Source organism: Streptomyces sp. LS-MS-L19 (genome assembly GCF_058382285.1).
This window is the reverse complement of sequence record NZ_JBYCLL010000001.1, coordinates 8,616,027-8,641,281: the sequence shown is the minus strand read 5'-3', so window position 1 is coordinate 8,641,281 and position 25,255 is coordinate 8,616,027. Positions and strand designations below refer to the sequence as shown.

The 25,255-nt window shown below is 72.4% G+C and carries 21 protein-coding genes; 9 read left to right on the top strand and 12 right to left on the bottom strand.

Annotated elements, in window-relative coordinates; translation table 11 throughout:
- Positions 1-139 precede the first annotated feature (139 nt).
- The 3 genes from AC2XR2_RS38470 (at position 140) to AC2XR2_RS38460 (ending at position 3,939) form a co-directional block, all read left to right on the top strand.
- Positions 140-1,129, top strand: a complete 990-nt coding sequence (locus AC2XR2_RS38470; RefSeq protein WP_330263027.1) for a hypothetical protein — start codon at positions 140-142, stop codon at positions 1,127-1,129.
- 39 nt (positions 1,130-1,168) lie between these two features.
- Complete coding sequence (locus tag AC2XR2_RS38465) at positions 1,169-2,692, top strand: amino acid permease (RefSeq protein ID WP_391194459.1); 1,524 nt, start codon at positions 1,169-1,171, stop codon at positions 2,690-2,692.
- A 161-nt stretch (positions 2,693-2,853) separates the two neighbouring features.
- A complete protein-coding gene (locus tag AC2XR2_RS38460; protein ID WP_491518572.1) occupies positions 2,854-3,939 on the top strand; it encodes a mechanosensitive ion channel family protein in 1,086 nt (361 codons plus the stop codon).
- 339 nt (positions 3,940-4,278) lie between these two features.
- Here AC2XR2_RS38460 and AC2XR2_RS38455 read toward each other — a convergent pair whose 3' ends face one another.
- Positions 4,279-5,832 (bottom strand): M1 family metallopeptidase, encoded by a 1,554-nt coding sequence (locus AC2XR2_RS38455; RefSeq protein ID WP_491517616.1) that lies wholly within the window; start codon positions 5,830-5,832, stop codon positions 4,279-4,281.
- 208 nt (positions 5,833-6,040) lie between these two features.
- Between AC2XR2_RS38455 and AC2XR2_RS38450 the strand changes: the two genes are divergently transcribed.
- Positions 6,041-8,260, top strand: a complete 2,220-nt coding sequence (locus AC2XR2_RS38450) for an NADP-dependent isocitrate dehydrogenase (RefSeq protein ID WP_449350384.1) — start codon at positions 6,041-6,043, stop codon at positions 8,258-8,260.
- Between the two features lie 377 nt (positions 8,261-8,637).
- On the opposite strand, the gene AC2XR2_RS38445 is transcribed toward AC2XR2_RS38450, so the two are convergent.
- Positions 8,638-8,967, bottom strand: coding sequence for a DUF5713 family protein (locus AC2XR2_RS38445; RefSeq protein WP_330263031.1), 330 nt, complete (start codon positions 8,965-8,967; stop codon positions 8,638-8,640).
- A 47-nt stretch (positions 8,968-9,014) separates the two neighbouring features.
- Here AC2XR2_RS38445 and AC2XR2_RS38440 point away from each other — a divergent pair, with 47 nt between their 5' ends.
- Positions 9,015-9,788: an N-formylglutamate amidohydrolase gene (locus tag AC2XR2_RS38440; protein WP_449350385.1), complete on the top strand. Its 774-nt coding sequence runs from the start codon at positions 9,015-9,017 to the stop codon at positions 9,786-9,788.
- A 31-nt stretch (positions 9,789-9,819) separates the two neighbouring features.
- Here the strand turns inward: AC2XR2_RS38440 and AC2XR2_RS38435 are convergent, their stop codons facing one another.
- Genes AC2XR2_RS38435 through AC2XR2_RS38425 form a run of 3 tightly spaced genes read right to left on the bottom strand, consistent with a single transcriptional unit; the run spans position 9,820 to position 12,367 of the window.
- On the bottom strand, positions 9,820-10,308 hold the full coding sequence (locus tag AC2XR2_RS38435) for a hypothetical protein (RefSeq protein ID WP_491517615.1): 489 nt from the start codon (positions 10,306-10,308) through the stop codon (positions 9,820-9,822).
- Positions 10,305-10,880 carry an RNA polymerase sigma factor gene (locus tag AC2XR2_RS38430; protein ID WP_330263034.1) on the bottom strand — a complete coding sequence of 192 codons (576 nt, stop codon included), beginning with the start codon at positions 10,878-10,880 and terminating at the stop codon, positions 10,305-10,307. The genes AC2XR2_RS38435 and AC2XR2_RS38430 overlap by 4 nt, the downstream gene beginning before the upstream one ends.
- A 59-nt stretch (positions 10,881-10,939) precedes the next feature.
- A complete protein-coding gene (locus AC2XR2_RS38425) occupies positions 10,940-12,367 on the bottom strand; it encodes a S8/S53 family peptidase (RefSeq protein ID WP_449350386.1) in 1,428 nt (475 codons plus the stop codon).
- 145 nt (positions 12,368-12,512) lie between these two features.
- Here AC2XR2_RS38425 and AC2XR2_RS38420 point away from each other — a divergent pair, with 145 nt between their 5' ends.
- Positions 12,513-15,080, top strand: a complete 2,568-nt coding sequence (locus AC2XR2_RS38420) for a CHAT domain-containing protein (RefSeq protein ID WP_491518571.1) — start codon at positions 12,513-12,515, stop codon at positions 15,078-15,080.
- 87 nt (positions 15,081-15,167) lie between these two features.
- On the opposite strand, the gene AC2XR2_RS38415 is transcribed toward AC2XR2_RS38420, so the two are convergent.
- Positions 15,168-17,297, bottom strand: coding sequence for a helix-turn-helix transcriptional regulator (locus AC2XR2_RS38415; protein WP_491517614.1), 2,130 nt, complete (start codon positions 17,295-17,297; stop codon positions 15,168-15,170).
- Positions 17,298-17,392: 95 nt separating this feature from the next.
- On the opposite strand from AC2XR2_RS38415, the gene absR1 reads away from it, so the two are divergent.
- On the top strand, positions 17,393-18,478 hold the full coding sequence (gene absR1 / locus AC2XR2_RS38410; protein ID WP_491517613.1) for a beta-glucuronidase AbsR1: 1,086 nt from the start codon (positions 17,393-17,395) through the stop codon (positions 18,476-18,478).
- A 429-nt stretch (positions 18,479-18,907) separates the two neighbouring features.
- On the opposite strand, the gene AC2XR2_RS38405 is transcribed toward absR1, so the two are convergent.
- Together AC2XR2_RS38405 and AC2XR2_RS38400 are read right to left on the bottom strand one after the other, a co-directional pair.
- A complete protein-coding gene (locus AC2XR2_RS38405) occupies positions 18,908-19,351 on the bottom strand; it encodes a GNAT family N-acetyltransferase (RefSeq protein WP_491517612.1) in 444 nt (147 codons plus the stop codon).
- Positions 19,352-19,358: 7 nt separating this feature from the next.
- A complete protein-coding gene (locus AC2XR2_RS38400) occupies positions 19,359-20,339 on the bottom strand; it encodes a helix-turn-helix transcriptional regulator (RefSeq protein ID WP_491517611.1) in 981 nt (326 codons plus the stop codon).
- Positions 20,340-20,435: 96 nt separating this feature from the next.
- Here AC2XR2_RS38400 and AC2XR2_RS38395 point away from each other — a divergent pair, with 96 nt between their 5' ends.
- Positions 20,436-20,804, top strand: a complete 369-nt coding sequence (locus tag AC2XR2_RS38395) for a hypothetical protein (RefSeq protein ID WP_491517610.1) — start codon at positions 20,436-20,438, stop codon at positions 20,802-20,804.
- On the opposite strand, the gene AC2XR2_RS38390 is transcribed toward AC2XR2_RS38395, so the two are convergent.
- From AC2XR2_RS38390 to AC2XR2_RS38380, 3 genes are all read right to left on the bottom strand, one after another.
- On the bottom strand, positions 20,783-21,202 hold the full coding sequence (locus tag AC2XR2_RS38390; protein ID WP_491517609.1) for a GNAT family N-acetyltransferase: 420 nt from the start codon (positions 21,200-21,202) through the stop codon (positions 20,783-20,785). The two genes, AC2XR2_RS38395 and AC2XR2_RS38390, sit on opposite strands and share 22 nt — an antisense overlap.
- A gap of 185 nt (positions 21,203-21,387) precedes the next feature.
- Positions 21,388-22,290, bottom strand: coding sequence for a glutathione S-transferase C-terminal domain-containing protein (locus AC2XR2_RS38385; protein WP_449350393.1), 903 nt, complete (start codon positions 22,288-22,290; stop codon positions 21,388-21,390).
- 130 nt (positions 22,291-22,420) lie between these two features.
- On the bottom strand, positions 22,421-22,546 hold the full coding sequence (locus AC2XR2_RS38380) for a putative leader peptide (RefSeq protein WP_330263046.1): 126 nt from the start codon (positions 22,544-22,546) through the stop codon (positions 22,421-22,423).
- A 229-nt stretch (positions 22,547-22,775) separates the two neighbouring features.
- Here AC2XR2_RS38380 and AC2XR2_RS38375 point away from each other — a divergent pair, with 229 nt between their 5' ends.
- Positions 22,776-23,399 (top strand): TetR/AcrR family transcriptional regulator, encoded by a 624-nt coding sequence (locus AC2XR2_RS38375; RefSeq protein WP_449349343.1) that lies wholly within the window; start codon positions 22,776-22,778, stop codon positions 23,397-23,399.
- Positions 23,400-23,529: 130 nt separating this feature from the next.
- On the opposite strand, the gene AC2XR2_RS38370 is transcribed toward AC2XR2_RS38375, so the two are convergent.
- The gene (locus AC2XR2_RS38370; RefSeq protein WP_491517608.1) at positions 23,530-25,242 is read right to left on the bottom strand and encodes an IlvD/Edd family dehydratase; all 1,713 of its coding nucleotides are present in this window, start codon (positions 25,240-25,242) and stop codon (positions 23,530-23,532) included.
- Between the last annotated feature and the right edge of the window lie 13 nt (positions 25,243-25,255).

Here is a 25,255-nt window from a genome sequence, read left to right as displayed (position 1 = left end):
GGGATGGTGGTGTGCGGGCGATTCCCCGCCCCTATAGTGACCGCCGTCCCACGCGATCTCCTCAACCGCCGCCCCGAGGAGGGCTGTTGTTACTCCACCTCGCCGTCCTGCCCGGTCCCGTGTCCGGGGCGGGCGGGTGATGGCCAGAGAAGGAGCACGCCCCGTCTACGATCCCGCCGGTCACGACCCGGAACTGCGGGCGGCCCTCCAGGAGGTCCGTGCCGGGCGCTGGATGTCGATGCGCAGCCTGCTGGAGCGGACCACCGCCTGGTGGCAGTGGACCCGGCGCACCCAGGTGCTGGCCGCGGCGGCCGCGGGCACCGACGTGGTGCGGACCTGGCTGGACGAGGAGCCCGGCAGTGTGCCGGCCACGGTGATGCGGGCCCGGGTCGCGGTGGAGCGGGCACTGCGGGCCCGGCGCGAGCGGCACCGCCGTACGCACGAACTGTGGATCGAGGCCTGGGACGTCAGCCGGACCGCCGCCCGGGTCGCGGCCCACGACCCGGTGCCGTGGGTGTGTCTGCTGGCGCTGGCGCAGCTGGACCAGCGGCTGCTGTGGGAGGAGCACCGGGCGGAGCCGCCGGCGCCGATGCTGCCGCCGGGGCCGTGGGGGCTGCTGGCCGAGGCCGACAAGCGGGACCCGTACAACCGCGAGGCCCACCACCGCATGCTCCAGTTCCTGTACGCGCAGGCCTCCTCGGGGCGGCTGGCGGAGGCGGTCGGCTTCGCGCACTGGGCCGCCGGGTCGGCCCCGCCGGGTTCCGCGCTGCACGTGCTGCCGCTGTACGTGCGGGTCGAGCGGTACCGGCGCGGCAGCGGGCACAGTGCGGCGCTGGACCTGCACTGGGTGGCGGAGGACGCCGTCCGGGAGGCGGGCCGGGCGCACGACGGCTGGTTCGCGCAGGCCCCCGCCGAGGAGCGCACCCCGCTGGACCTCAACCACCTCGCCCACGCGCTGTGGGGCGCGCTGCGGTTCGAGGAGGCGACCCGGGTCTTCGAGGCGCTCGGCCCGTACTACACGCCCCTGCCGTGGTCCTACCGCGCCGACGCCGACGGCGAGCAGGCCGAGGGCGTGCAGATCTTCCTCCAGGCGCGGGCGCGCAGCCGGTCCGCGGCACACGGCACCTGACATCCGTACCACTCCCGCCCCTTCACCGGAGGTCTTCGCATGTCATCCGAACCGTCGATATCCCCGGACGTCCCGCAGCCCGACGAGGAACAGCGGCTGCGGGAGCTCGGCTACCGGCCCGTGCTCGCCCGGCGCATGGGCGGCTTCGGGAACTTCGCGATCAGCTTCTCGGTGATCTCGATCCTGTCCGGCTGCATGACCCTGTACGGCTTCGGTATGGGCGCGGGCGGTCCCGCCGTGATGCTGTGGGGCTGGGCCGGTGTCGGTCTGTTCGTGCTGTGCGTGGGACTCGCGCTGGCGGAGGTCACCAGCGCGTATCCGACGTCCGGCGCCCTGTACTACATGGCGGACCGGCTCGGCGGGCGCCGTTGGGGCTGGTACACGGGCTGGCTGAACCTGCTCGGGCTGCTCGGCGCGATCGCCGGCATCGACTACGGCGCCGCCCTGTTCGCGGGCGCGTTCGCCAACCTCCAGTGGGGCTTCGAGCCGACGCCGGGGAAGACGATGCTGATCTTCGTGGCAATCCTCTTACTGCACGCCGTCTTGAACCTGTTCGGTGTCCGGCTGGTCTCCGTGCTCAACTCGGTCAGCGTGTGGTGGCATCTCGCCGGGGTCGCGGTCATCGTCGGCGCCCTGTGGATCGTCCCGGACAGCCACCAGTCGCCGTCCTTCGTGTTCACGGAGTTCGTCAACGACACCGGCTGGCACAACCCCGTCTACGTGGCCGCGATCGGCCTGCTGCTCGCGCAGTACACCTTCTCCGGCTACGACGCCTCCGCGCACCTGTCCGAGGAGACCTCCAACGCCTCGGTGTCGGCCGCGAAGGGCATCGTGCGCTCGATCTGGGTGTCGTGGATCGCCGGGTTCGTGCTGCTCGCGGGGCTCACCTTCGCGATCCAGGACTACGACGCCACCCGGGCCGGCGCGACCGGGGTGCCGCCGGCCCAGATCCTGCTCGACGGGCTCGGCACCGACGGGGCGAGCGCGCTGCTCGTCGTGGTGATCGTGGCGCAGCTGTTCTGCGGGAACGCCGAGGTGGCGGCGGCCAGCCGGATGGTGTTCGCGTTCAGCCGGGACAAGGCCCTGCCGGGTTCGGCGCTCTGGCGGAAGGTCAGCGCCCGGACGCAGACGCCGGTCGCGGCGGTGTGGCTGTCGGTCGTGGTCGCCGGGGTGCTCGCGCTGCCCTCCCTGTACTCGGCGACGGCCTATGGCGCGGTGACGGCGATCAACGTCATCGGGATCACACCCGCGTACGCCATCCCGGTGTTCCTGCGGCTGCGCGCGGGGAGTCGTTTTCAGCCGGGTCCGTGGAGTCTGGGCCGGTGGAGCAGGCCGATCGGATGGACGGCTGTGGTGTGGGTGGCGTGTGTGACGGTGCTGTTCTGTCTGCCGCAGTCCTCGCCGGTGACGGTGGACACGATGAACTACGCCTCGGTGGCGCTGGCCGTCGTCCTGCTTCTCGCCACCGTGTGGTGGTTCATCGCCCGGCGTTCGTACGGGACGCCCACGACGGCCGCGTACTCCGACCGGGAGCAGGCCGAACTCTCCGAGGGCATCGTCTGAAACCCGGCGATCCGACGACCCGCCAGGTACGAACTCCTGTGTCGGATACGGCAGGATGAGCGGTCGCGTCGGCCACGGAACCTTTACACGGCCGATGCGATCGCACATCCCGCACTTCTCGAACAGGTGGCAACGTGACGGCATTCAAACGGGATCTCACCATGGACGACCTGGTCGTCGCCGGCATCGCCGTGGTGGCGGGCCTCGTGGCGGCGTTCCTGCTGCGCATGCTGCTCAAGTGGCTCGGCAAGCACGCGGACCGCACCAAGTGGGGCGGTGACGACGTGATCGTGGCGGCGCTGCGGACCGTGGTGCCCTCGGCGGCGATCGCGGGCGGTATCGCCGTCGCCGCGGCGGCGCTGCCGCTCACGAAGGGGGTTCAGCGGACCGTCAACCAGGTCCTGACCGTGCTGCTGATCTTCGTCGTCACGGTGGCGGCGGCGCGGCTGGTCGCGGGGCTGGTGCGGACGGTCACCACGTCCCGTTCCGGGGTCGCGGGGTCGGCCACGATCTTCGTCAACATCACCCGGGTGCTGGTGCTGGCGATCGGCTTCCTGGTGGTGCTCCAGACCCTGGGCATCTCCATAGCGCCCCTGCTCACCGCCCTGGGCGTCGGCGGTCTCGCGGTCGCGCTCGCCCTCCAGGACACGCTCGCCAACCTCTTCGCGGGCATCCACATCCTCGCGTCCAAGACGGTCCAGCCCGGCGACTACATCCGGCTCAGCAGCGGCGAGGAGGGCTACGTCGAGGACATCAACTGGCGTCAGACGACCGTCCGCGCCCTCTCCAACAACCTGATCGTCGTCCCCAACGGCGAGCTCGCCAAGACGAACATGACCAACTTCATGCGTCCCGAGCAGCAGTTGACGATCCTGGTGCAGGTCGGGGTGGCCTACGACAGCGATCTCGAGCACGTCGAGCGGGTCACCTGCGAGGTCGTCACCGAGGTCATGACCGAGGTCGAGGGCGCGGTCCCCGAGCACGAACCGCTGGTCCGCTTCCACACCTTCGGCGACTCCCGGATCGGCTTCACGGTCATCCTGGGCGTCGGGGAGTTCAGCGACCAGTTCCGCATCAAGCACGAGTTCATCAAGCAGCTCCACAAGCGCTACCGCGAGGAGGGCATCCGCATCCCGGCCCCCACGCGAACCGTCGCCCTCCAGCAGGGCTCGGTCTCGATCCCTCACCAGCGGGGCGCGGAGACGGTCATCGAGCCGAACGAGCTGCCTGCGACTCGGCTCGACTAGGTGGGGGGTCGGCGGCGGGGCGGTGTGGGGGATGCCGGGGAATGGCACGAACTGTCACCGGCGCCTGGCCCACCAGCACACTGCCCGTCAGCACCCGGTCTGTCAGCGCCCCGGGCGTGGGCGCGCCCCGCGCATCGGCGTCCGAGCGCGTCGGCGTCCTGCACTCAGCACCTGGCTGATCCGAACACGACCCAGCAGCGCCCCACCCGTCACATCGGCAATCGCACCCCGGCACCCGTCATCCACCCATCGACCCCGCAACGCCCGACGCAGCGTGATCGCGCGAGGGCGTTGCGGGGTCGAGTCGGTCCGTAGGCGGCGCTGGTGCGACCAGGTCGGTTACAGGGTCGCCGAGTTGTCGTGCGGGGCGCTCGGGCGGGTCTGGGGGGTGCGGAGGGTCGACACCGCCGGGGTGACCGTCCAGTCCGGGTGGCCCGGCATCCTCGGGGTCTTCGTGCCGTAGAGCCAGTCCCGCAGGAAGCCGGACTGGTCCGTGCCGGAGACCTCCGAGGCGACGGCGATGTAGTCGGCGGTGGACGCCGAGGCGTTGCGGAAGCGCTCCAGGAACGTCGACTCGATCGCGGCGAAGACCGTCTCGCCGACCTGCCGGCGCAGCGCGTACAGGACGAGGACGCCGCCCAGGTAGCGCTGGCTGTCGAAGAGGTTCACCGCGTTCGGGGCGGCGACCGGGCCCGAGGACTTCCGCCACTGGTCGCCGCGCGCGTACGTGTCCTTCATACGGGCTTCCATCGTGGTCAGGCCGAGGGAGTCGGTCCAGCCGCGCTCGTAGCGGTACAGCAGCCCGTAGAAGTCGGCGTGGCCCTCGTTGAGCCACAGGTCGGACCAGGTGGCGGGGCTGACGCTGTTGCCGAAGTAGGAGTGGACCAGCTCGTGCATCATGTGCGAGCCGATGCTCTTCTCCGCCTGGAGCAGGTAGTTCGGCTTGTACAGCGTGAGGGTCTGGGTCTCCAGGCCCGTGAAGTCGAAGGCGTTCGAGGCGTCGTTGTTGCAGGGCAGCAGGCCGTACGTCTCGAACGGGAACGCGCCGAGCCGCTGCTCGATCCAGCTCACCAGGTTCGGGGTGAGGGCGAGCGCCGGTTCCAGGGCGGCGGCCCGGGCGGTCGGGACGACGTCCCGGAGCGGAAGGCCGTGCGGACCCTGCCTGTCCTTGATCACGTAGTCGCCCACCGTGATCTGCACCAGCTCGGTGGCGATCGGCTCCCGGGACGCGTAGCAGTACGCGGTCCGGCCGTCGCCGAGATCCTCCGTGCTCACCAGCCGGCCGCTCGCTACGCCCTTGAGACCGGCCGGGACGGTGACCCGGAAGGTGAAGTCGGCCTTGTCCGAGGGGTGGTCGTTGCACGGGAAGACGGTGTGCGCCGAGTTCGGCTGGGGGCAGACGGCGAAGCCGTCCGGGGTGGGGACCCAGGCGGTGTGGGCGAGGGTGCGGCGCGGGTCGGCGCCGTACGCCACGACGACGGTGGCCGTCCCCCGCGCGGGCAGCGAGGTGACGGGGGTGATCCGCAGCTTCTCGTCCGCCTGCTCGAAGGCGGCCGGCTCACCGGCGACGGTCACGGTGCGTATGTCCAGGCCCAACGCGTCCAGGGAGAAGCGGCTCAGCTCCTGGGTGGCGGTGACCGTCAGCGTCGCCGTCGCCTCGACGAGCCGCGTGGCGGCGTCGTACGCGAGGTCGAGGTGGTACGCCGAGACGCGGTAGCCGTCGTTGCCGAGGCTCGGGTAGACGGCGTCCCCCAGGGTCTCCGGCCCGGGCGTGCCGGTCTCCGGGCCAGTGGTGCCGGTCTCCGGGTCCGCGTGTGCCGGGGAGGCCAGGGACAGGGCCGCCACCGTGCCGAGCAGAGCTGCCGGGGCCGTCACTCTGGTGCGATATCTCATGGTCCGCTTTTCTCTCGGGCGGCCGGTTCGGTCGGGTCCGGCCGTCGGACGAGTGTGATCACCCTGCATGACCACAAGATCGGACGCTTGCGTTGCCTCGGTGGCGGCACGAGTTCCGGGAACGTGTGCCCGGACCCCTGTCGAGCCGGGGTCGATCACGAGATATCTTGATGTCGAGCAATGTTGCAGACGTGGAGCGGAGCACCCGGTGACTGACTCGACCATCATCTATACGCACACTGACGAGGCCCCGGCCCTGGCGACGTATTCCTTCCTGCCGGTGGTCCAGGCGTACGCCTCGCAGGCGGGTGTCTCCGTGGAGACGCGGGACATCTCGCTGGCCGGACGCATCATCGCGGTGTTCCCGGAGTACCTGACCGAGGACCAGCGGATCCCGGACGCCCTGCACGAGCTGGGCGAGCTGGCGAAGACGCCCGAGGCCAACATCATCAAGCTGCCGAACATCTCGGCGTCGATCCCGCAGCTCAAGGCCGCGATCGCCGAGCTGCAGGCGCAGGGCTACGCACTGCCGGACTACCCGGACGACCCGAAGACCGACGAGGAGCGGGACATCCAGGCCCGCTACGACAAGGTCAAGGGCTCCGCCGTGAACCCGGTGCTGCGTGAGGGCAACTCCGACCGCCGCGCCCCCGCCTCGGTGAAGAACTACGCCAAGACCCACCCGCACCGCATGGGCGCCTGGTCCTCGGACTCGAAGACCAACGTGGCGACCATGGGCGTGGACGACTTCCGCTCCACCGAGAAGTCCGTCGTGATCTCCGAGGCCGGCTCGCTGAAGATCGAGCTGGTCGGCGACGACGGCTCCACCACGGTGCTGCGCGAGTCCGTACCGGTCCTCGAGGGCGAGGTCGTCGACGCGTCCGTGCTGCACGTGGCCCCGCTGCGGGAGTTCCTCACCGCGCAGATCGCCCGCGCCAAGGCCGAGGACGTCCTGTTCTCCGTGCACCTCAAGGCCACGATGATGAAGGTCTCGGACCCGATCATCTTCGGTCACGTGGTGCGCGCGTTCTTCCCGAAGACCTTCGCGCAGTACGGCGCCACGCTGGCGGCCGCCGGTCTGACCCCGAACGACGGTCTGGGCGGCATCTACAAGGGCCTGGAGTCGCTGCCCGAGGGTGCCGAGATCAAGGCATCCTTCGACGCCGAGCTCGCCGAGGGCCCGGCGCTCGCGATGGTCGACTCCGACAAGGGCATCACCAACCTGCACGTGCCGTCCGACGTCATCGTCGACGCCTCGATGCCGGCCATGATCCGCACCTCCGGCCACATGTGGGGCCCGGACGGCCAGGAGGCCGACACCCTCGCGGTCCTGCCGGACTCCTCGTACGCCGGTGTCTACCAGGTCGTCGTCGACGACTGCCGGGCCAACGGCGCCTACGACCCGTCCACCATGGGCTCGGTGCCGAACGTCGGTCTCATGGCGCAGAAGGCCGAGGAGTACGGCTCCCACGACAAGACCTTCGAGATCCGCACCACGGGTACGGTCCGTCTCGTCGACCAGGCCGGCAACGTGCTGATCGAGCAGACGGTCTCGGCCGGTGACATCTTCCGTGCCTGCCAGACCAAGGACGCGCCGATCAAGGACTGGGTGAAGCTGGCCGTCACCCGCGCCCGCGCCACCGGCGACCCGGCCGTGTTCTGGCTGGACGAGACCCGTGCGCACGACGCCAACCTGATCGCCAAGGTCAACGCGTACCTGCCGGAGCACGACACCGAGGGCCTGGACATCCGGATCCTCGCGCCGGTCGAGGCCACCAAGCTGTCGGTGGAGCGCATCCGCCGCGGCGAGAACACCATCTCGGTGACCGGCAACGTGCTGCGTGACTACCTGACCGACCTCTTCCCGATCCTGGAGCTGGGCACCAGCGCCAAGATGCTGTCGGTGGTCCCGCTGATGGCGGGTGGCGGTCTGTTCGAGACGGGTGCCGGCGGTTCCGCGCCGAAGCACGTCCAGCAGCTGGTCAAGGAGGACTACCTGCGCTGGGACTCCCTCGGTGAGTTCTTCGCGCTGGTCCCGTCCCTTGAGCAGTACGCCGACTTCACGGGCAACTCCCGCGCGAAGGTGCTTGCCGACACGCTGGACCGCGCCACGGCGACCTTCCTCAACGAGGACAAGTCCCCGACCCGTCGCGTCGGCGGCATCGACAACCGCGGCAGCCACTTCTACCTGTCCCTGTACTGGGCCCAGGAGCTGGCCTCGCAGACCGACGACGCGGACCTGGCGAAGGCCTTCGCCCCGCTCGCCGAGACGCTCGCCGCGAACGAGCAGAAGATCGTCGACGAGCTGAACGCCGTCCAGGGCAAGCCGGCCGACATCGGCGGCTACTACCAGCCCGACCCGGCGAAGGCCGCGAAGGTCATGCGCCCGTCGACGACGTGGAACGAGGCCCTGGCCTCCCTCAGCTGACGCGAGTCCCTCCAGGGACAGCACCGGCTCCCTGATCCCCGCCCCGGTCGACTTCGGTCCGACCGGGGCGGGGGTGTGTCGGGGGGCGGGTGCTGTCCCGAGGGGTGAGGCCGGGGCAGGTCGTGTTCGTGGCGGGTCCTGTCGGGGGCATGCGGCGGGAATGTCCGGCGCGGAGGCCTGTCGGAGCCGGACGGGTGACCGCCGGGACCTGACCAGCGGCCCCGCCGGCCGACACCCCGGCACCCGGTCCGCGTGGCTCCCTGCGCGGAACGCCCACCAGGAGTCCCGGCCCGTCGGGACCCGGCAGGCGCCAGGCGCGCGGGGGGGGGGCAGGAGGCAGGGGTCAGCAAGCCGCAAGCAACCGTACGCCCGGTCGCTCACCAGTCCCGGGTGGCGATGAGCTCCTCCACGTCCGCGTTCTCGAAGCCGTACGTCCGGGCGATGAAACGGAACTCCTCGGCTATCTCCTCGCGGGCCACGGTCTCGATGTCGAAGTCGTCGTCCTGGAGGGTGTTGAACTCCTCCGTGGCCGCCTGTGTGAGGACGTACAGGGCGGCCAGGTCGGTGGGGCGGTCGGTCTCGATGCGGGCGCACAGGCGCAGCAGGATCTCCTTGCCCCGGTCCACCGCGCGGTCGGGGTACCAGCCGTCCCGGTAGAGCGCGTCGAGGAACGGGTGGGCCCGCACCCGCTGGTCGCTGATGTTCATGCTGAGATGGTGCACCACGCCACTGACAACGCCCCGGGAGCAGCCGTATGCCCTCTTTCGACCTCCTGCCCGGTGCCGGGGAGTCACCGGTGATCCTCCATGTGCCGCACTCCGCGCGGGAGATACCGGCCGAGGTGCGGGCGGGGATCGTGCTGGACGATCCCGCGCTGGAGCGGGAGCTCGACCACATCGTCGACGCGCACACGGCGCAGCTCGCCGAGGTGGCCGCCGGGCTGGCCGGCACCACCCCGTGGCGGTTCGTGAACCGGCTCTCCCGGCTGGTCGTGGACCCCGAGCGGTTCCCGGACGAGCGGGAGGAGATGCTCGCCGTGGGCATGGGGGCCGTGTACACGCGGACCACGCACCGGGAGGAGCTCCGGCCCGCGGACACCGACCCCGAGCCGCTCATCGCCCGCTACTTCCGGCCGTACGCCCGCGCCATGACCGACGCCGTCGCCGAGCGACTGAAGGCCGTCGGACGGGCCGTGATCATCGACGTGCACTCCTATCCCAGCGAGCCACTGCCCTACGAACTGCACGGCGAGGGGCCCCGGCCGCCCGTCTGCCTCGGTACCGACTCCTTCCACACATCGCCCGAGCTGGTCGCCGCGGCCCGGGAGGCGTTCGGGGAGGCCGGCCTCGACAGCCCGTTCAGCGGGACGTACGTACCGCTGGAGTTCTACGGCCGCGATCCCCGGGTGAGTGCCCTGATGGTCGAGATCCGGCGGGACACCTACATGACCGAGCCGGGCGGACCCGCCGGACCGGGCATCCACCCCCTCGCCCGGTCCCTCGCCGCACTCGTGGACGCCCTGCGCTGACCTCCGCTCCGCCCCCGCCGCGGCTCACGGCTCAGACGGTCAGCCAGTCGGTGACGATCACTTCCCCTCCGGTGCGCAACCGCAGCGCGAAGGGGCCCGCCGGGGACACCTCGCAGGTGAAGCGGCCCATGTCGTCGGTGGTGAGCGGCGCGCCCGCCTGGGGGCCGCTGAGCACCTCGATCCGGGCCGACTGGGGCGGCAGCACCTGTCCCATCAGGCCCTGCGCGGTGAGTTCGACGTCGACCGTCACCTCGCCCGCGTGGAAGGTCAGCATCCGGGGCGCGGCCATGGCCCCCCGCACCGGGATGGCGTCGACCACCGAGTCGAAGGAGAGTTCGGCGATACGGCTGTCCAGGTCGTGCAGCGCGAACGCCTCGACGGCGATCTGCCGCAGGGCCGGCGGCACGGGGTCCAGGATGGCGGTGGCCTGCCGGAGCTCCTCCTCCAGCATGTCCAGGGCGAACTCCTCGTCGGGCAGGGCCTCTTCGGTGAAGTCGTCGAGGTCGTCGTAGCCGCTCATACCGCCCCCCGGGCTTCGAGCCGCGCCCGCAGCCGCCTCAGGCAGCGCTGGCGCAGTGGTCCGATGCTGCCCACCGCGATCCCCAGGGCGGCGGACACCTCCTGGTAGCCGGGTTTCGGGGAGGCCATCAGGATGCGCAGCAACTGCCGGCAGCGGTCGCCGAGTTCCTCGAACTCCTGCCACAGGTGGCGCACCCGCTCGCTCTGCGCGGCGGCTTCCTCGGAGTCGATGAACGACTGCTCGGGCGTACGGTCCTCGCTGATCCGGTCCAGGAGCTGCGGATCGTCGGTGACGGTCAGCCGCCTTAAGCTCTTGAGCACCTTCAGGCACTCGTGGCGCGCGGTGCTGGCCAGCCAGGACTTGGCCTTGTCGGGTTCCCGGATCCGCCCCAGGTGCTGGGCGAAGCGGAACCAGACGGTCTGGTACACCTCGTGCGCGTCGGCGTCGGAGAGCCGGTGCGAGCGCACCACCGACCACACCAGTGGGCTCAGCCCCTCCACGAGCGCCTTCCAGGCCGCCGCGTCACCGTCGACGGCGGACTGGACCAGCGCACCGACATCTGCTCGGTCCACGGTCCCACCCCTCGTGTACGGCAAGTCATCGTACGCCGTGGAGGGGACCACTCCGGCCCTCATGCGCCGACCGGACGCTGCACGACCGGCACCGGGCGCCAGCCGGCCGGTCGCAGCGCCGGTACGTGCGCCCCGCGCACTTCGGCGAACTGTGTGTTGCCGGCGAGCAGTTGCTGCCGGGCGGCACGCGGGTCGGTCTCCTTGTTCGCGGTCATGTGGGCGGCGACCAGTCCGGCGACGACCGGGGTGGCGAAGGAGGTGCCGCTCCAGTGCGCGTACCCCTCGAACATCACCTGGTCCGGCTTGGCGATGGTGCCGTCCTCGCTCAACACGCCGACGTGCGACGGGGACTGGCAGGTGCACACGTAGGTGAAGCCGTACCGGCAGGCGTCGTAGGTGGAGTGCTGGTACGCGTACGGCACCGGCGCGTCGAAGCCGGTGAGGGTGCTGGTGAGGCGCTCGCCGGGGGCGTAGACCTTCACCCAGGAGCCGTGGTTGCTGAAGCAGGCGCCGAACTCGCCGTCCCCGCGCAGCGCGCCGACCGACAGGACGACGTCCTGGTAGTCGGGCAGGTCGGCGTAGGCGGCGGGCCAGAAGGGGCTGGCGCTGGCGTTGTTGCCGGCGGCGGCGACCAACAGGGTGCCGTGGGCGCGCAGTTCCTGCATGAAGGCGTCCATGCCGAGCAGTCCGTCGGTGCGGCCGTTGGAGGTGCCCGCGGAGAGGCTGATGATGTCGGGCCAGCCGCCGTCGACGGCCTCGAAGAGCTTCTCGCCGAGCTCGGACTCCAGGATGGCGCCCGCGTCGTTGAGGGTGTTGCGGACGGTGATGTCGGTGTTGGGTGCGACGGCCGCGAGGACACCGGCGATGAAGGTGCCGTGGCCGACGTACTGGAGGAGGTTTCCTGCCGCGTCGGTCTCGGTGCCGTGCAGGTCGCCCTCGACGTGGGCGAGGAGCGGCACGAGTGCGTGGTCGTGGGTGAGGCCGTTGTCGACGACGAGGACGCCCACGGAGGTGTCGGGGTCGTGACCCGCTTCCGCGGGGGCCGGGTTGGTGCCCTGGCTGAGCGAGGCGGGCACGGGCTCGTCGCCGGGGCAGGAGTTGACCGCGATGGAGACCACATGGTTGCGGCTGACGATCCGGTGCCCGGCGCGTCCTTCTCGTTCGCTCATGGCGCGCAGGGCGTGGGTGACGGCGCGGTCGCCGCGCCGGTCGCCGTGGCCCGGGTCGCCGACCTTGATGCGGGTGATGCCGGAGCGGTTGGTCTCGGGGCTGTCCCGGCGCACGTAGTCGCCGGTCAGGCCGGTCGCCGCGGTGAAGTGACTGCGCACGGTCTCCTCGACGAGCGCCGCGTCGCGGCCGTCGCGGGCGAGGACGACACCCTTCTCGTAGATGAACTCCGAGGCGTCGTCGGGTCCGAGGGCCAGCGGGACGTCGGGCATGGAGCGCTGGATCTGGTCGAACTGCTCGTGGAATCGCTGAGGTGCCATGGCGTGTCCTCCTGAGGCGGCGGTCGTCAGTCAGAGCCGCGGGTCCGGTGATTGATACAGCGCCAAACCGGTGTGGCCTGCCACCTGGGCCACTACCATCCTTGGGGTGACGGCGGGAAGCGACCAGGTTCTCGAACTGCTGCCGATGGTGTTCGCCGCCCCCAACCAGGCGCTGGCGAGAGCAGAGGAAGTACTGGGCTCGGATCCCTCACCGCTGCACGCCTCCGTCGCCCACCAGGTGATCGGCATCTGGCAGCGGGACTGGGGCGACATGCGGATCGCCCTGGAGCATCTGCGCCGGGCCCGCGATCTCGGCGCGCGCTCGGAGTCGACCGACCGGGAGGCGGACGCGCTGGCCGCGCTGGGGGTGGCGCTGGTGCACGCGGGGCGTACCCGGCAGGGTCTGGAGTCACTGGAGCGGGGCGTCGCGGTCAGCAGCGGTCACACCAGGGCGCAGGTCCTGTTCCGGCGCGCGTACGCCTCATGGGTGCTCGGCCGGCACCGGGCGGCGCTGGAGGACGTACGGCGGGCGGTGCCGGTGCTGCGGCAGGCGGACGACGTGATCTGGACCGCGCGGGCGCTGACCCTGCGGGCCACCGTGCATCTGGCGCTCGGCGCGGTGGAGCGGGCGGACGCCGACTTCACGGCGGCGGAGGCGCTGTGGGACACCACGGGCCAGGAGCACGACAAGGCCGACGCGGTGGAGAGCCGGGGCCTCGCCGCCTTCCGGTCGGGAGACATTCCGGCCGCGCTGCGGCTCCTCGACGAGGCGCAGGAGCGGTACGCCAAGCTCGGCACGCCGACGTTCATGCTCACGATCCGGCGCTGCGAGGTCCTGATGGCGGCGGGGCTCGCCCGGGAGGCACTCGCGGAGGCGGACGCGGCGATCAAGGTCCTGGACGGCATCGGCGGGCAGTCCACCCTCAAGGCGGAACTGCTGCTCGCCGCCGCGCGGGCGGCCCGGCTCGAGGGGGACGCGCACACCGCGATCGCCCGTGCCGACCTGGCGGTACGGCTGTTCGCGGGGCAGCGGCGCACCTGGTGGGAGACGCATGCCCGGCTGGTGCTGATCGAGGCGCGGGTCGCCGCCGGGCGGGGTTCCGGGCGGCTGGTCGCGGACGCGGCGGCGGTCGCGGAGCGGCTGGCCTCCTTCGGCGCGCCGGCCGCCCCCGAGGCCTCGCTGCTGGCGGGCCGGATCGCGCTCGACCTGGGGTGGCGCGAGGACGCCCAGCGGCATCTGGAGGTCGCCGCGCGGAGCCGGCACAGCGGGCCGCCGCTGGCGCGGATGACGGGCTGGGCGGCCCGGGCGCTGTGGGCGCGGGCCGTGGGCTCCGACCGGCGGGTCCTGGAGGCCTGCCGCCGGGGCCTGGACGTGCTGGACGACCACCGTACGACCCTGGGCGCCTCGGAGTTGCGGGCGCGGGCCACCGCGCAGGGCGCGGAGCTCGCCGCGCTGGCCGCGCGGGCCTCGCTCGCCTCGGGCGGGCCGCGGCGGCTGCTGGTGTGGAGCGAGCGCTGGCGGGCCACCGCGCTGTCCGCCCCGCCGGCCCGCCCGCCGGCCGACCCCGGGCTGCTGGGCGATCTGACCGCGTTCCGGGAGATCGCCGCGCGTGCGGAGGCGGCCCGGATGGAGGGGCGGCCCATGCCGGCGCTGGAGCGGGAACAGCGGCGCCTGGAACGGGAGATCCGCTCCCGCACCCACCACATCCGCGGCGACGCGCCCGGCGACGGCTACCGCTTCGACCCCGGCCGCCTGCTGGAACGGCTCGGTGACGACGTACGGCTGGTCGAACTGGCCGTGCTCGACGGGCGGGTGCAGGCGCTGCTGTGCGGGCAGGGGCGGGTGCGGCGGTTCGAGGGCGGACTGCTGGCCGACGCGGAGCGCGAGGCGGAGCACGTGCAGGCGGGGCTGCGGCGGCTCGCGCACCCGGGTGCGGAGGCGCGGCTTCCGGTGGTGGAGGCGGCGGGGCGGCGGCTGGAGGAGCTGCTGCTGGGCCCGGCCGCGGCGCGACTCGGTTCCGGGCCGGTCGTGGTGGTGCCGCCGGGGCGGCTGCACCGGGTGCCGTGGGCGCTGCTGCCGTCGCTGCGGGAGCGGGTGTTCAGTGTGTCGCCGTCGGCCAGCAGCTGGCTGCGGGCGCGCGAGACGGCGGCGCCGACCGGCGGGCGCCAGGTGCTGGTGCGCGGGCCCGGTCTTGCGACCGGAGGCGCCGAGGTGCCGGAACTCGCCGGACGGCACGGCTCCGCGACCGTCCTTGAGTACGACGAGGCGCGTGTGCCGCGGGTGTTGGAGGAACTGGACGGGGCGGCGCTGGCCCATATCGCGGCGCACGGCACGTTCCGTGCGGACAGCCCGTTGTTCTCGTCCTTGCGGATGGCCGACGGGCCGCTGATCGTCCATGACTTCGAGCGCCTCGACCGCAGCCCGTACCGGATCATCCTGTCCTGCTGCGACACCGCCCGGTTCGCGTCGGTCGGCGCGGACGAACTGCTGGGCCTGGTCACCGCGTTGCTGCCGCTGGGTACGGCGGGGGTGGTGGCGTGCAGTGCGCCGGTCAACGACGAGGCGGTGGTGCCGTTGATGCTCGCGCTGCACAAGGGGCTCGGGGCGGGGGCGTCGATGGCGGAGGCGTTGCGGGACGCGCGGGCGGCGCTGCCGGGGGACTCGGTGCACCAGGCGACGGGGTGGGCGTTCTCGGCGTTCGGGGCCGCGTGAGGTGTCGAAGGTGGGCGACGTGCGTGGGGGCGGCCTGACCCCTCCCCCGAATACTGGGGGTCAGACCGCCCCGGTCCGGTGTCCGGCTCAGGCCGGCTGTGCCTCGGGCAGTTCCACCAGGCACGGCAGCGCGTCGCGGTCGCTCGCGCCGAGGCGGGTGTAGGCGCTGTAGAGGTGGTTGCCGACGGTGCGGACCGACAGGGTGAGCTTCTCCGCGATCTGCCGGTTGGTCAGCCCGGCGGCGGCGAGGGTGACGATCTGCCGCTGACGGGCGGTGAGTTCACCGAGGACCAGGCCCGCCAGCGCCGGGGTGCGGGCCCCCTGGCAGCGGCGGGCGAGCGCGACGGCACGGGTGCGTGCGGTGCGGGCGGCGCCGGGGTCGCGGTGCGCGCGTACGGCCTGGGCGTAGGCCTCCGCCGCGAAGAGCAGGAAACCGCGCTCCTCCAGTGCGTGCGCCGCCCGGTCGAGGGCGGGCCCGTCGCCCCGGGCGAGCGCGTCCGCGTGCGCGGCGAAGACCCCGGTCAGCCTGCCGACGGCCCGCTCGGGCGCCCCGAGCCGGACCGCGTCGTACGGCTCCGCACCGACCGCGCCGAGAGCGGCGTCGAGATCCCCGCGAGCAGCGGCCCACCAGGTGGCTGCGCCGGCTGAGGGGGGCGTGGGTGGGGTGGGTTGGGGGGTGCCGGAGTCGGTGGCGAGGTGGGCGCGCTGACCGGCTGGTCCGGCAGGGGCGTCCGAGGAGCGGTCGCTCCTGGCGGTCCCTCGGCAGGCGGCAGTAGTACCGGGATCTCCGGGCCGGGTCGAGGGGGCGGGCGATCGGCGGTGGTCGGCTCCCGTCTCCGAGACGGCAGGCTCCGGATCACTTGCCCGCGGCACCACCGCCCCGGAGGCACCGGCCTGCGCCGCCGCCGACTCCGAGTCGCCCGACTGTGCCCCCACCGACTCCGAGTCGCCCGACTGTGCCGCCACCGACCCCGGCTCGCCCGCCCATGTCGCCACCGACCCCGGGTCCCCCAACTGCGCTGTGGCCAAAGTCAGTTCGAGGCGGCACGGTCGGTCGTCGGGGGTGGTGCGCAAGCCCTCCCTCGCCCAGGCCGCCGCTTCCCGGAGTTCCCCTCGCAGTCGGGCGAAGTGGGCTCGTACGGCGGCGTGCGGGGCCGGGATGCCGGTGCCCTCGTCCACGAGCCACTCCCCCACCGGCGCCGGCACGGCCCGTACGTCCGTCTCGGCGATCGCACGCGTCAGCGTGGCCGTCTCGGTCTCCAGGGCGGCCGTGCGGTCGGACGGGGTGCGGGCCAGGCGGCAGGCCCTGAGGCGTCCGGCCGCCGCCCGGAGTACCGGGCCGTGGAGAGGGTGGGCCAGGCGGGCGGTGCCGTGGTCGTCGATGTGGACCAGGCCGTCGGCCTCCAGGGCTTCGAGCGCGGCAAGGTCGAGCGTGTCGGCGTCCGTGGCGAGCGGCTCGCCGAACGCCAGCCGGTCCAGGGTCTCGCGCTCACCGGGACCCGTGCGCTCCAGGAGGTCCGCGGTGCGTTCGCGCACGGTCGCGGCGACCGGCACCGGGCCCCGCCACTCCCACTCGGCCGAGTCCGCGACCCGCTCCAGGAGCCCCTGTTCACGCACCGCGCCCACGAGTTCGCGCAGCAGCCGCAGATCGCCCTGGCACAGGCGGAACAGCCGGTTGACGGTGAGCGCCTCCAGGCCACCCGCACCGGCCGCGAGCAACTGCGCGGTCTCCTCGCGCGGCAGCGGCTCCAGGGCGAGCCGCGGCAGCAGTTCACCCGTCCACAGGCGGGAGATCGCGCCCGGCGCCCGTGTTCCGTCGGTGGCGACGACCACCAGCCGGGTGCGGCCGTGCACGGCGAGCTGGTGGACCAGGGCGGCCGAGGCGTCGTCGAGCAGATGGGCGTCGTCGACCAGCAACAGCCGTACACCTGAGAGCAGTTGGACCGCACGATGCAGGGAGACGCTCTCCGGCAGGAGGTGCGCGAAGGCGGCGAACGGGAGGCCGCGGGTCTCGGGCGTGCCCGCCACCCTGGCACAGTCGGTACCGCGCACGGCCTCCGTGACCAGCCGGGTCTTGCCCCGCCCCGCCGGGCCGGTCACCACGATGCCGAGTCGGCCCCCCGCCACCGACCCGCGGATCAGCTCGAGTTCGTCCTGCCGCCCGGTGAACGGCCAGGGCAGCTCCAGGGTCTTCGCGTCCCGTTCGAAAGTCGTCACGGAAACAGGAGCACCGCTACTCAGGTCTGATACAGGGGGACTTGAGTAGCCCCCGACTCAGGCGCCCCCGGACGCCCGACGGCACGCTGAAACCCATGACCGCACGCTACTGCTCCCTCGCGCAGCAGTCGGCTCCGGCATTCGCTCCGGGGCTGGCCGCCGAGCGGCTGAGCGCGCTCGTCGGCGGCGGTCGGATGTGGGTCAACAGCACGGTCCTGCACTACTGCTTCTTCGACGGCGACACCGACGGGTCGGTCATTCCTGTTCCGGGGACCGGGCAGTCCCGGTGGGTGTCGTGGGTGGGCGCCAAGGAGCAGCGGGACGTGGTGCGCGAGTGCTTCCAGGAGTGGCAGGACCTCGGTGTCGGGGTGCGTTTCACCGAGGTCGGCGACCGTTCGGAGGCCGAACTGCGCATCGGGTTCCAGCTCGGCGACGGATCCTGGTCGACCGTGGGCAAGGACGCCCTGCGGGTCGGCGTGCACGAGCGCACCATGAACCTCGGCTGGGACCTGACCGCGCCCGGGGAGCGCGGGACGGCCCTGCACGAGATCGGGCACGCGCTCGGCATGCTGCACGAGCACCAGAGTCCGTTCGCCGGGATCCACTGGGACGACGAGGCCGTCTACGCCGATCTGGCGGGCCCGCCGAACTTCTGGAGCCGGGACCGGACCTTCTTCAACATCCTGCGCAAGCTCGACCCGGACGAGGTCAACGGCTCCGTCTGGGACCCGCAGTCGATCATGGAGTACCCCTTCGAGGCGGGGCTGATCCTGGCACCGGAGCAGTTCCGCGCGGGCCTCAACCCGCCCGGCACCCTGTCGGCCGCCGACAAGGAGTACGTCCTGCGCTGGTACCCGCCGACCGAGCAGGTCCGGCCGCCCGCGCTGGTGCCCTTCCGGTCCGTGCCGCTCGGGCTCGGGCCGGGCGAGCAGGCCGACTTCACCGTGGAACCGCCGGAGACCCGCGAGTACACCGTGGGCACCTTCGGTGACAGCGACACCGTCGTGGTGGTCTTCGAGGAGCGGGACGGGGAAGCCCGCTACCTCTGCGGCCGGGACGACGGAGGCACTCCGCACAACGCCACACTCAGGGCCCGTCTCGTCAAGGGCCGCCGTTACTTCGTCCGTGTGCGCCTGTACTCCGCGTGGGGTTCGGGGGAAACCGCGGTCATGTGCTGGTGACCCAGCACGAACAGATCGCACACGGACGAGGCTGGACCACTGTCCGGCGCCGGGGGAAATGGCCGGTGCTCGTCACCTTCGGGGGAGGGAGACGAGCACCGGCCACTCGGCGTTCGGCGGTGCGGCGAGTGCGCCGAGTAGGGGCATGCTGATCGTCCTCGGCGGGCTGCCCGCCACCGGCAAGACCACGCTCGCCCGGCTCCTGGCGGCCAGGTGGCTATGTGTTCCGATCCGGACGAGCACCGGCGCCGCGCGGGGTTACGTTCGGTGGACATCCCCGACCTGCCGCTGCCCGACTGGGCACAGATCACCGAGCGGGAGTACGAGCCGTGGAACCGGGAGCGCCTGGTCGTCGACACCGCCGGGCGGCGCCCGGAGGACTCGCCGGCCCCCTGGTCGAAGCGGTCCTCGCGGCAGATCGCGGGTGAGTCAGGGCAGTTCGCGGGTGAAGACGACACGGGGACGGCCGGGGCCGTCGTAGTCCTCGGCGAGGCGGTCCTGGAAGCCGAGGGCGCGGTGGAACGCGATGGAGCCCTCGTTGGCGGGCGAGGTGATCGCCTTGAGGCGGATCGCGCCCTGGCGGCGGGCGGCGGCGGTGAAGGCCTCGTAGAGGGTACGGCCGAGGCCGGTGCCGCGGGTGTCGTCGCGGGTCGCGATCAGGTGGACGTATCCGGTGCGGTCGGGGGTGACGAACCCGAAGAGGTAGCCGCGGATGCCGTCCTCGGCGCGGGCGACCAGGCAGGTGGAGCCGAACTCCTGGACCAGGGACGTCAGATGGAGCGACCGCAGATCGCGCTCACCCCAGTAGCGGGCGTGGTCCGCCAGGACCTGGTGGAGGTCGCTCACGTCGGCGCGGTCGATACGGACAGCCATGGGCCGATCATGGCACGGGGTCGGTCGGGTCCCGGTAGCGGGCGGCGGTGCGGCGGGCGGTCTCCGCCAACTCCTGCCGGACGTCCGCCGGTTCGAGGACCTCGGCATCGGGGCCGAAGCCGAGCAGGCGACGGCAGGCGGCCTTCCGGTCGTCGAAGCGGAGGACCAGGCGGTGGCAGTCGGGTGCTTCCGGGTCAGGAGTCGCGCATGCCGCCGACGCGGTGTCGCCGAGCACCTGCGGGAGTGCCGCCAGGCCCGCCGCCGACAGCCGTACGGTGACGGCGAGTTGGTCCAGACTCGCCTCGAACTCGGCGGTCCAAGCCGCCCAGTAGGCCGACAGGTCGAAGTCGGCGGGGCGGGCGAAGGACTCCGGCAGGAGCTCCGCCGCCGTGATCCTCGACGCCCGGTGCGTGCGGATGCCCCGGTCGGTCCGGGCGACCAGGTACCAGACGCCCGCCTTGGCGACGAGGCCCAGAGGGTCCACCGCCCGCGTCAGGCCCGTGCGGCTCGCGAGCGTCAGACGCAGGCGCCTGTCCTGCCGTACGGCGTCCACCAGCACGGCCAGCTGCGGGACCGGTTCGGGCGGCTTGAACCAGGCCTGGGTGTCGATGTGGAAGCGGCTCGCGGTCGTGTCCGCCTGCTCGCGGCCCGCCGCCGGGAGTGCCGCGAGGAGTTTCAGGCGGGCCTGGGCGAGCGCGTCGCCCAGCGCGATGCGCTCCAGCGGGCCGCTGCCGGAGGCAACCGCGAGCAGGGCCGTCGCCTCCTCCGCACTGATGCCGAGCAGCGGACTGCGCCAGCCCTCCATGAGACGGCAGCCCCCGCCCGGGCCACCGTTCGCCACCACCGGTACGCCCGCCGCGCTCAGTGCCTCCAGGTCCCGGTAGACGGTGCGGACCGACACCTCCAGTTCCGCGGCGAGTTGACGGGCCGTCATCTGCCCACGGGACTGGAGACGGAGCAGGAGGGCCAGCAGCCGGTCCGCTCGCATCGGGCGATCACCTCATCGATGTATGGCTGACACAGGATGTCAGCCATCCCGCCGTAGCGTCGCCCGGGAAGCCCCCGATCAGCAGGGAGACAGCACGTGATCAGCGGATACGTCATCGGCGAGAGCCTGCGGACCGATGCGGTGTTCGAGCCGCGCGGACTGCGGCTGCGGAGGGTGCGCAGGGTCGAGCCGGTCGGGGTGAGCGCTGCCCAGCCGACGGTGTGGACCCTCGTCGAGTGGGAGAGCGACGGTGAGGACGTCGGTGCGCTCGCGGAAGCGCTGGCGGGCGCGTTGCAGCCGGAACTCGGCTGGTACGCCGACTTCGTCGCCGGGGACGAGCGCGTCGTCGTGTTCGCCGGGAAGGTGTTCCGCTATCGGCGCGGCGACGAGCGCGGCCGCGCAGAAGCGGTGGCGTACGGGCGGTCGGTGGGCACGCCCGAGCATCAACTCGACTGGGAGGAGTGACGCGAGGGCCTCACGGAAGGCGACCTGGGGTGACCGACGGCCGACCCGTGCGCTGTTCCCGGGCTGCGGACCAGGCGGGCGGCCAGGCCCCGGCCCCGGTGGGCGGGGTCCGTGCAGACGGCGTTGATCTCGGTCCAGCCGGGTGGCCGGGCCGCTCGCCTGCCAGGGCGATGAGACGGCCGCGGTCGCGGATGGCGATGTAGGTAGTCGTCGGCCGGGTAGCGGGCGGCATGGCCGACGCGTTCGTGCGGCCCGTCGAGGGCAGCCCATACGGCGTTGTCGAGGGCGGAGGTGTCCGGTGCGGTGGGTCTCAGGGAGGGGCCGCCTCCGCGGACTTCGGTGTGCTGGGCCACGAAGGCGGCGGAGTCCCCTTTCAGGTCGACGTGTGCGGTTGACATGTGGATTGACGGGGTGTAAGGAGTTGGTCAGCGGCAGACCGGGCGGGTTGACCCCGGACTTGGAGACCGCGTCATTTTGACGGGGCGTCGGTTATCGGCGGGGCACGGCGCACTACGGCGGCAGTACGCGACGCACGGGTATCGGGGGCTGGGCGGTAGACGCCGTACCGCGGGCGCGGTGCGGGTCAGGAACGCGGGGGCTGGGTAAGGACGTCAGCCCCGACAGCGGGCACGGCCCGGTGCGCGGCCCAGTCCAGGATCTGTACGGCGGCCCCGGCGGCCTCCAGGCCCTGACAGCGGGCGTGGTGCCGGCGGGCGATGCCGTCGAGGTCGAGGTTGCCGCCGAAGGCCGGGTGGGCGGCCAGGCGGCGGGCGTAGGCCCACAGGGTGGGGTGGTCGGCGATGCGCTGGACGGCGGAGGCGTCGAGGTGGTGGCGGTGCACGGTGTCGAGCTGGACCAGTGCGACCCACAACTCGACGTCGGCGGCCGTGATGTGATCCCGGATCAGGTACTCCCGACCGACGAGCCGGCGCTCCAAGGCACCCAGGGAGTCGAGCAGTTGCTCCAGCTCGACGGCCCGCTGCGCCGCGGCACCGCCCGCCGATCCGGCACGCTGGGCGGCCTGGCCGATGCCCCGGCACATCCGCTCGACGGCCTCGGTCTCCGACTGGGCCCCGCACGGGTACAGCGCCGGACGGCCGGAGCCGAAGTGGCGGGCCAGGTCGCGGGTGATGTCGGCGGCGTGGGTGCTGACGATCCGCCCCGACCAGTCGTCGCTGAGCACCGGGGCGGTGGCTGCGCCGGTGTACCGGTGCGCGCTGGCCTCGTAGAGCGGGCGCAGTGCGGAATGTCCCCCGTCGGGACAGTCGGGGACCGGGTCCAGGAAGGTCACGGGACAGATGTCGTCGAGGCCGAGCAGGCCGTGCACGACGGCGATGCGCAGGCCGTCGGCACAGGCGGTAGCCAGATGGAGCCGGTAGCGGCGCGGCACGGCGTAGTGCCCACTGCGCGCGTCCTGGCCGATCCGGCCGCGGAAGGCGGGGCTCGGCTGGGTGGTGGGGACGTGGGCGAGCGGTGTCACGGACATGGGTCTCCCCGGGGTTCGGGCGCAGACGTACGCGCGGCGGAAGCGACGTCGGGCGGGAGCGGGCGGCCGTCCCCGTGCACGGCGGCAGGAGTGTGCCGTTCGGGTGCGGAACGGGTGGGTGCGGCCGGGTTCAGCCCAGGGGCCTGATCGCGCTGCAGACCCGCAGCAGATCGATGTGACGGCGGGAGGTCAGAAGGGGCGAGGGCTGAGACGTACGGTGCACTCGGCCGGTGGCCGACGACTCAAGGCGCCCCATGTTTCCCTACCTGTTCACTAGGATTTCCGATTGGAGTGTCGATCGGGCCGGGGCGCACGTCAAGAGGGCGTCCACGAGACGGGATCCGCCTCGGGGAACTGTCCGCATGGTGGTTCCTTGGGTGGTGGGCATGGCCCACACGAGCCCAGAGCGGTTACGCACTGAACGGAAACTCAGAGAGTTCTGTACTGAGTTGTCAAGAAGGGCAGGTCGGCTTTACCTTCTATGCATGGCCAGACCACGAAGCTTCGACCGCGACCACGTCCTGCATGCCGCCGAGCGGCAGTTCCGCGCCTCGGGCTACAACGGCACGAGCGTCGACGACATCAGCGCCGCCACCGGCCTGGGCCGCGGCAGCCTCTACGCCGCGTTCGACGGCAAGCACGGCGTGCTGCTGGAGGCGATGGGCGGCTACTTCGCCCGGCTGGCGCAGGGGCCGCGCAAGATGCTCGACGGACCGGACGAGGGCGCTTTGGAACGACTGCACGCATACCTGCTGCGCGCCGTCCACGGAGTGCCACTCGCCGCCGACGTGCCCCCCGCCTCCGACCGGGCGGGGTCGGCCTGCTTCGCCGCCAAGATGGCCCTGGAGATCGGCGCCTCCGACGCCGAGGTGAAGCGCCTGGCCGGCGAATGCTTCTCCGTGGTCCGGGCGGCGGTGGCCGACTGTGTGCGAGCGGCGCAGCGCAACGGGGACATCGACCCCGACGCGGACCCCGACGACCTCGCCTACCTTCTGCTGACCGTCATCCGCGGGAGCGATGTCGTGGGCGCGTACGGCCACAGCGCTGAACGCCTGACCTCGATCGCGGAGACCGCGTTCGCCTTGCTGCCCCGCCCGCGCCGGCACTGACCGGGGCACGGCCGACCTCGATCGGCAACAGTCGCTCACGGCCGGACTCACCTTGGCCGCGGCCGTGAGAGGTCGTCGGTGAGCACGCGCCCACGACGACGATCAGGCCTTCCCAGGAAGACGCCGACGGTCAGTGCGACTCGCGGCTGACCTCCGAGCCGCTGGAGCCGACGAGGAAGTCCAGGTCGGCTCCCTTGTCGGCCTGTTGGACATGGTCGACGTACAGCCGTTCCCAGCCCCGCCGCGGGTCGGCGAAGCCCTCGAGGGTGGCCGGGTTCGGGGTGCGGGCGGCGAGTTCGGCGGCCGGCACCTCCAGGTCGATACGGCGGGCCTCCGCATCCAGGCTGATGACGTCACCGGTGCGCACGAGGGCGAGGGGGCCGCCCGCCGCGGCTTCCGGGGCCACGTGCAGGACGACCGTGCCGTACGCCGTGCCGCTCATCCGGCCGTCGCAGATCCGGACCATGTCCCGCACGCCCTGCTCCAGCAGCTTGGTGGGCAGCGGCATGTTGGCCACCTCGGGCATGCCCGGGTAGCCCTTGGGGCCGCAGCCGCGCAGGACGAGGACGGAGTCGGCGTCGACGTCCAGGTCGGGGTCGTCGACGCGGGCGTGGAAGTCCTCGATGCTGTCGAAGACGACGGCCCTCCCCCGGTGCCGCAGCAGGTGCGGTGAGGCGGCCGCGGGCTTGATCAGTGCTCCGTCGGGGGCGAGGCTGCCGCGCAGGACGGCGATGCCGCCCTCCTCGACGAGGGGCCGGGCCCGGGTCCTGATCACCTCGGCGTCCCAGATCGGGGCGTCGGTGAGATGGTCGACCAGCGGCTTGCCCGTGACGGTCAGCGCGTCCGGGTCCAGGAGGTCGGCGACCTCGCGGAGCACGGCGAGCAGGCCGCCCGCGCGGTGGAAGTCCTCCATGAGGAACCGTCCGGCGGGCTGGAGGTCCACCAGGACCGGCACCCGGGAGCCGATGCGGTCGAAGTCGTCCAGGGTCAGCTCGACGCCCAACCGGCCCGCGATGGCGAGGAGATGGACGACCGCGTTGGTGGAGCCGCCGATCGCGGCCAGCGCCACGATCGCGTTGTGGAAGGACCCCTTGGTCAGGAAGGTGCTCGGGCGGCGGTCGCCGGACACCAGCTCCACCGCGAGACGTCCGGTGCCGTGCGCGGCCTCCAGCAGCCGGCTGTCCGGAGCGGGCGTCCCGGCCACCCCGGGGACCACCGTGCCCAGGGCCTCGGCGACCAGTGCCATCGTCGAGGCCGTGCCCATGGTGTTGCAGTGCCCGCGGCTGCGGATCATCGACGACTCGGAGCGGGTGAACTGCTCCTGGGACAGGGTCCCGGCGCGCACCTCCTCCGACAGCCGCCACACGTCCGTGCCGCAGCCCAGCGGGGTGCCGCGGAAGGTGCCGGTGAGCATGGGGCCGCCGGGCACGACCACGGCGGGCAGGTCGACGGAGGCGGCGGCCATCAGCAGGGACGGGATCGTCTTGTCGCAGCCGCCCAACAGGACCACCCCGTCAAGGGGGTTGGCCCGCAGCATCTCCTCGGTGGCCATCGCCGCCATGTTGCGCCAGAGCATCGCCGTGGGCCGCACGTTGGTCTCGCCGAGCGACACCACGGGCAGGTCGAGGGGGATGCCGCCCGCCTCGTACACCCCGTCACGGACGGACCGGGCGACCTCGTTCAGATGCGCGTTGCACGGCGTGAGGTCGGAGGCGGTGTTGGCGATGGCGATCTGGGGGCGGCCGGTGAAGGCGTCGGCCGGTACACCCCGGCGCATCCAGGCCCGGTGGATGTAGGCGTTGCGGTCCTGTCCCGCGTACCACTGTGCGCTGCGAAGGCCCATCGCTCGGCTCTTT

Excerpts from the sequence above, each read along its gene's own strand:
- AC2XR2_RS38470 (WP_330263027.1), top strand. The coding sequence starts at position 140 with ATGGCCAGAGAAGGAGCACGCCCCGTCTACGATCCCGCCGGTCACGAC.
- AC2XR2_RS38465 (WP_391194459.1), top strand. The coding sequence starts at position 1,169 with ATGTCATCCGAACCGTCGATATCCCCGGACGTCCCGCAGCCCGACGAG.
- AC2XR2_RS38460 (WP_491518572.1), top strand. The coding sequence starts at position 2,854 with ATGGACGACCTGGTCGTCGCCGGCATCGCCGTGGTGGCGGGCCTCGTG.
- AC2XR2_RS38455 (WP_491517616.1), bottom strand. The coding sequence starts at position 5,832 with ATGAGATATCGCACCAGAGTGACGGCCCCGGCAGCTCTGCTCGGCACG.
- AC2XR2_RS38445 (WP_330263031.1), bottom strand. The coding sequence starts at position 8,967 with ATGAACATCAGCGACCAGCGGGTGCGGGCCCACCCGTTCCTCGACGCG.
- AC2XR2_RS38440 (WP_449350385.1), top strand. The coding sequence starts at position 9,015 with ATGCCCTCTTTCGACCTCCTGCCCGGTGCCGGGGAGTCACCGGTGATC.
- AC2XR2_RS38435 (WP_491517615.1), bottom strand. The coding sequence starts at position 10,308 with ATGAGCGGCTACGACGACCTCGACGACTTCACCGAAGAGGCCCTGCCC.
- AC2XR2_RS38425 (WP_449350386.1), bottom strand. The coding sequence starts at position 12,367 with ATGGCACCTCAGCGATTCCACGAGCAGTTCGACCAGATCCAGCGCTCC.
- AC2XR2_RS38420 (WP_491518571.1), top strand. The coding sequence starts at position 12,513 with ATGGTGTTCGCCGCCCCCAACCAGGCGCTGGCGAGAGCAGAGGAAGTA.
- absR1 (WP_491517613.1), top strand. The coding sequence starts at position 17,393 with ATGACCGCACGCTACTGCTCCCTCGCGCAGCAGTCGGCTCCGGCATTC.
- AC2XR2_RS38405 (WP_491517612.1), bottom strand. The coding sequence starts at position 19,351 with ATGGCTGTCCGTATCGACCGCGCCGACGTGAGCGACCTCCACCAGGTC.
- AC2XR2_RS38400 (WP_491517611.1), bottom strand. The coding sequence starts at position 20,339 with ATGCGAGCGGACCGGCTGCTGGCCCTCCTGCTCCGTCTCCAGTCCCGT.
- AC2XR2_RS38390 (WP_491517609.1), bottom strand. The coding sequence starts at position 21,202 with ATGTCAACCGCACACGTCGACCTGAAAGGGGACTCCGCCGCCTTCGTG.
- AC2XR2_RS38385 (WP_449350393.1), bottom strand. The coding sequence starts at position 22,290 with ATGTCCGTGACACCGCTCGCCCACGTCCCCACCACCCAGCCGAGCCCC.
- AC2XR2_RS38380 (WP_330263046.1), bottom strand. The coding sequence starts at position 22,546 with ATGGGGCGCCTTGAGTCGTCGGCCACCGGCCGAGTGCACCGTACGTCT.
- AC2XR2_RS38375 (WP_449349343.1), top strand. The coding sequence starts at position 22,776 with ATGGCCAGACCACGAAGCTTCGACCGCGACCACGTCCTGCATGCCGCC.
- AC2XR2_RS38370 (WP_491517608.1), bottom strand. The coding sequence starts at position 25,242 with ATGGGCCTTCGCAGCGCACAGTGGTACGCGGGACAGGACCGCAACGCC.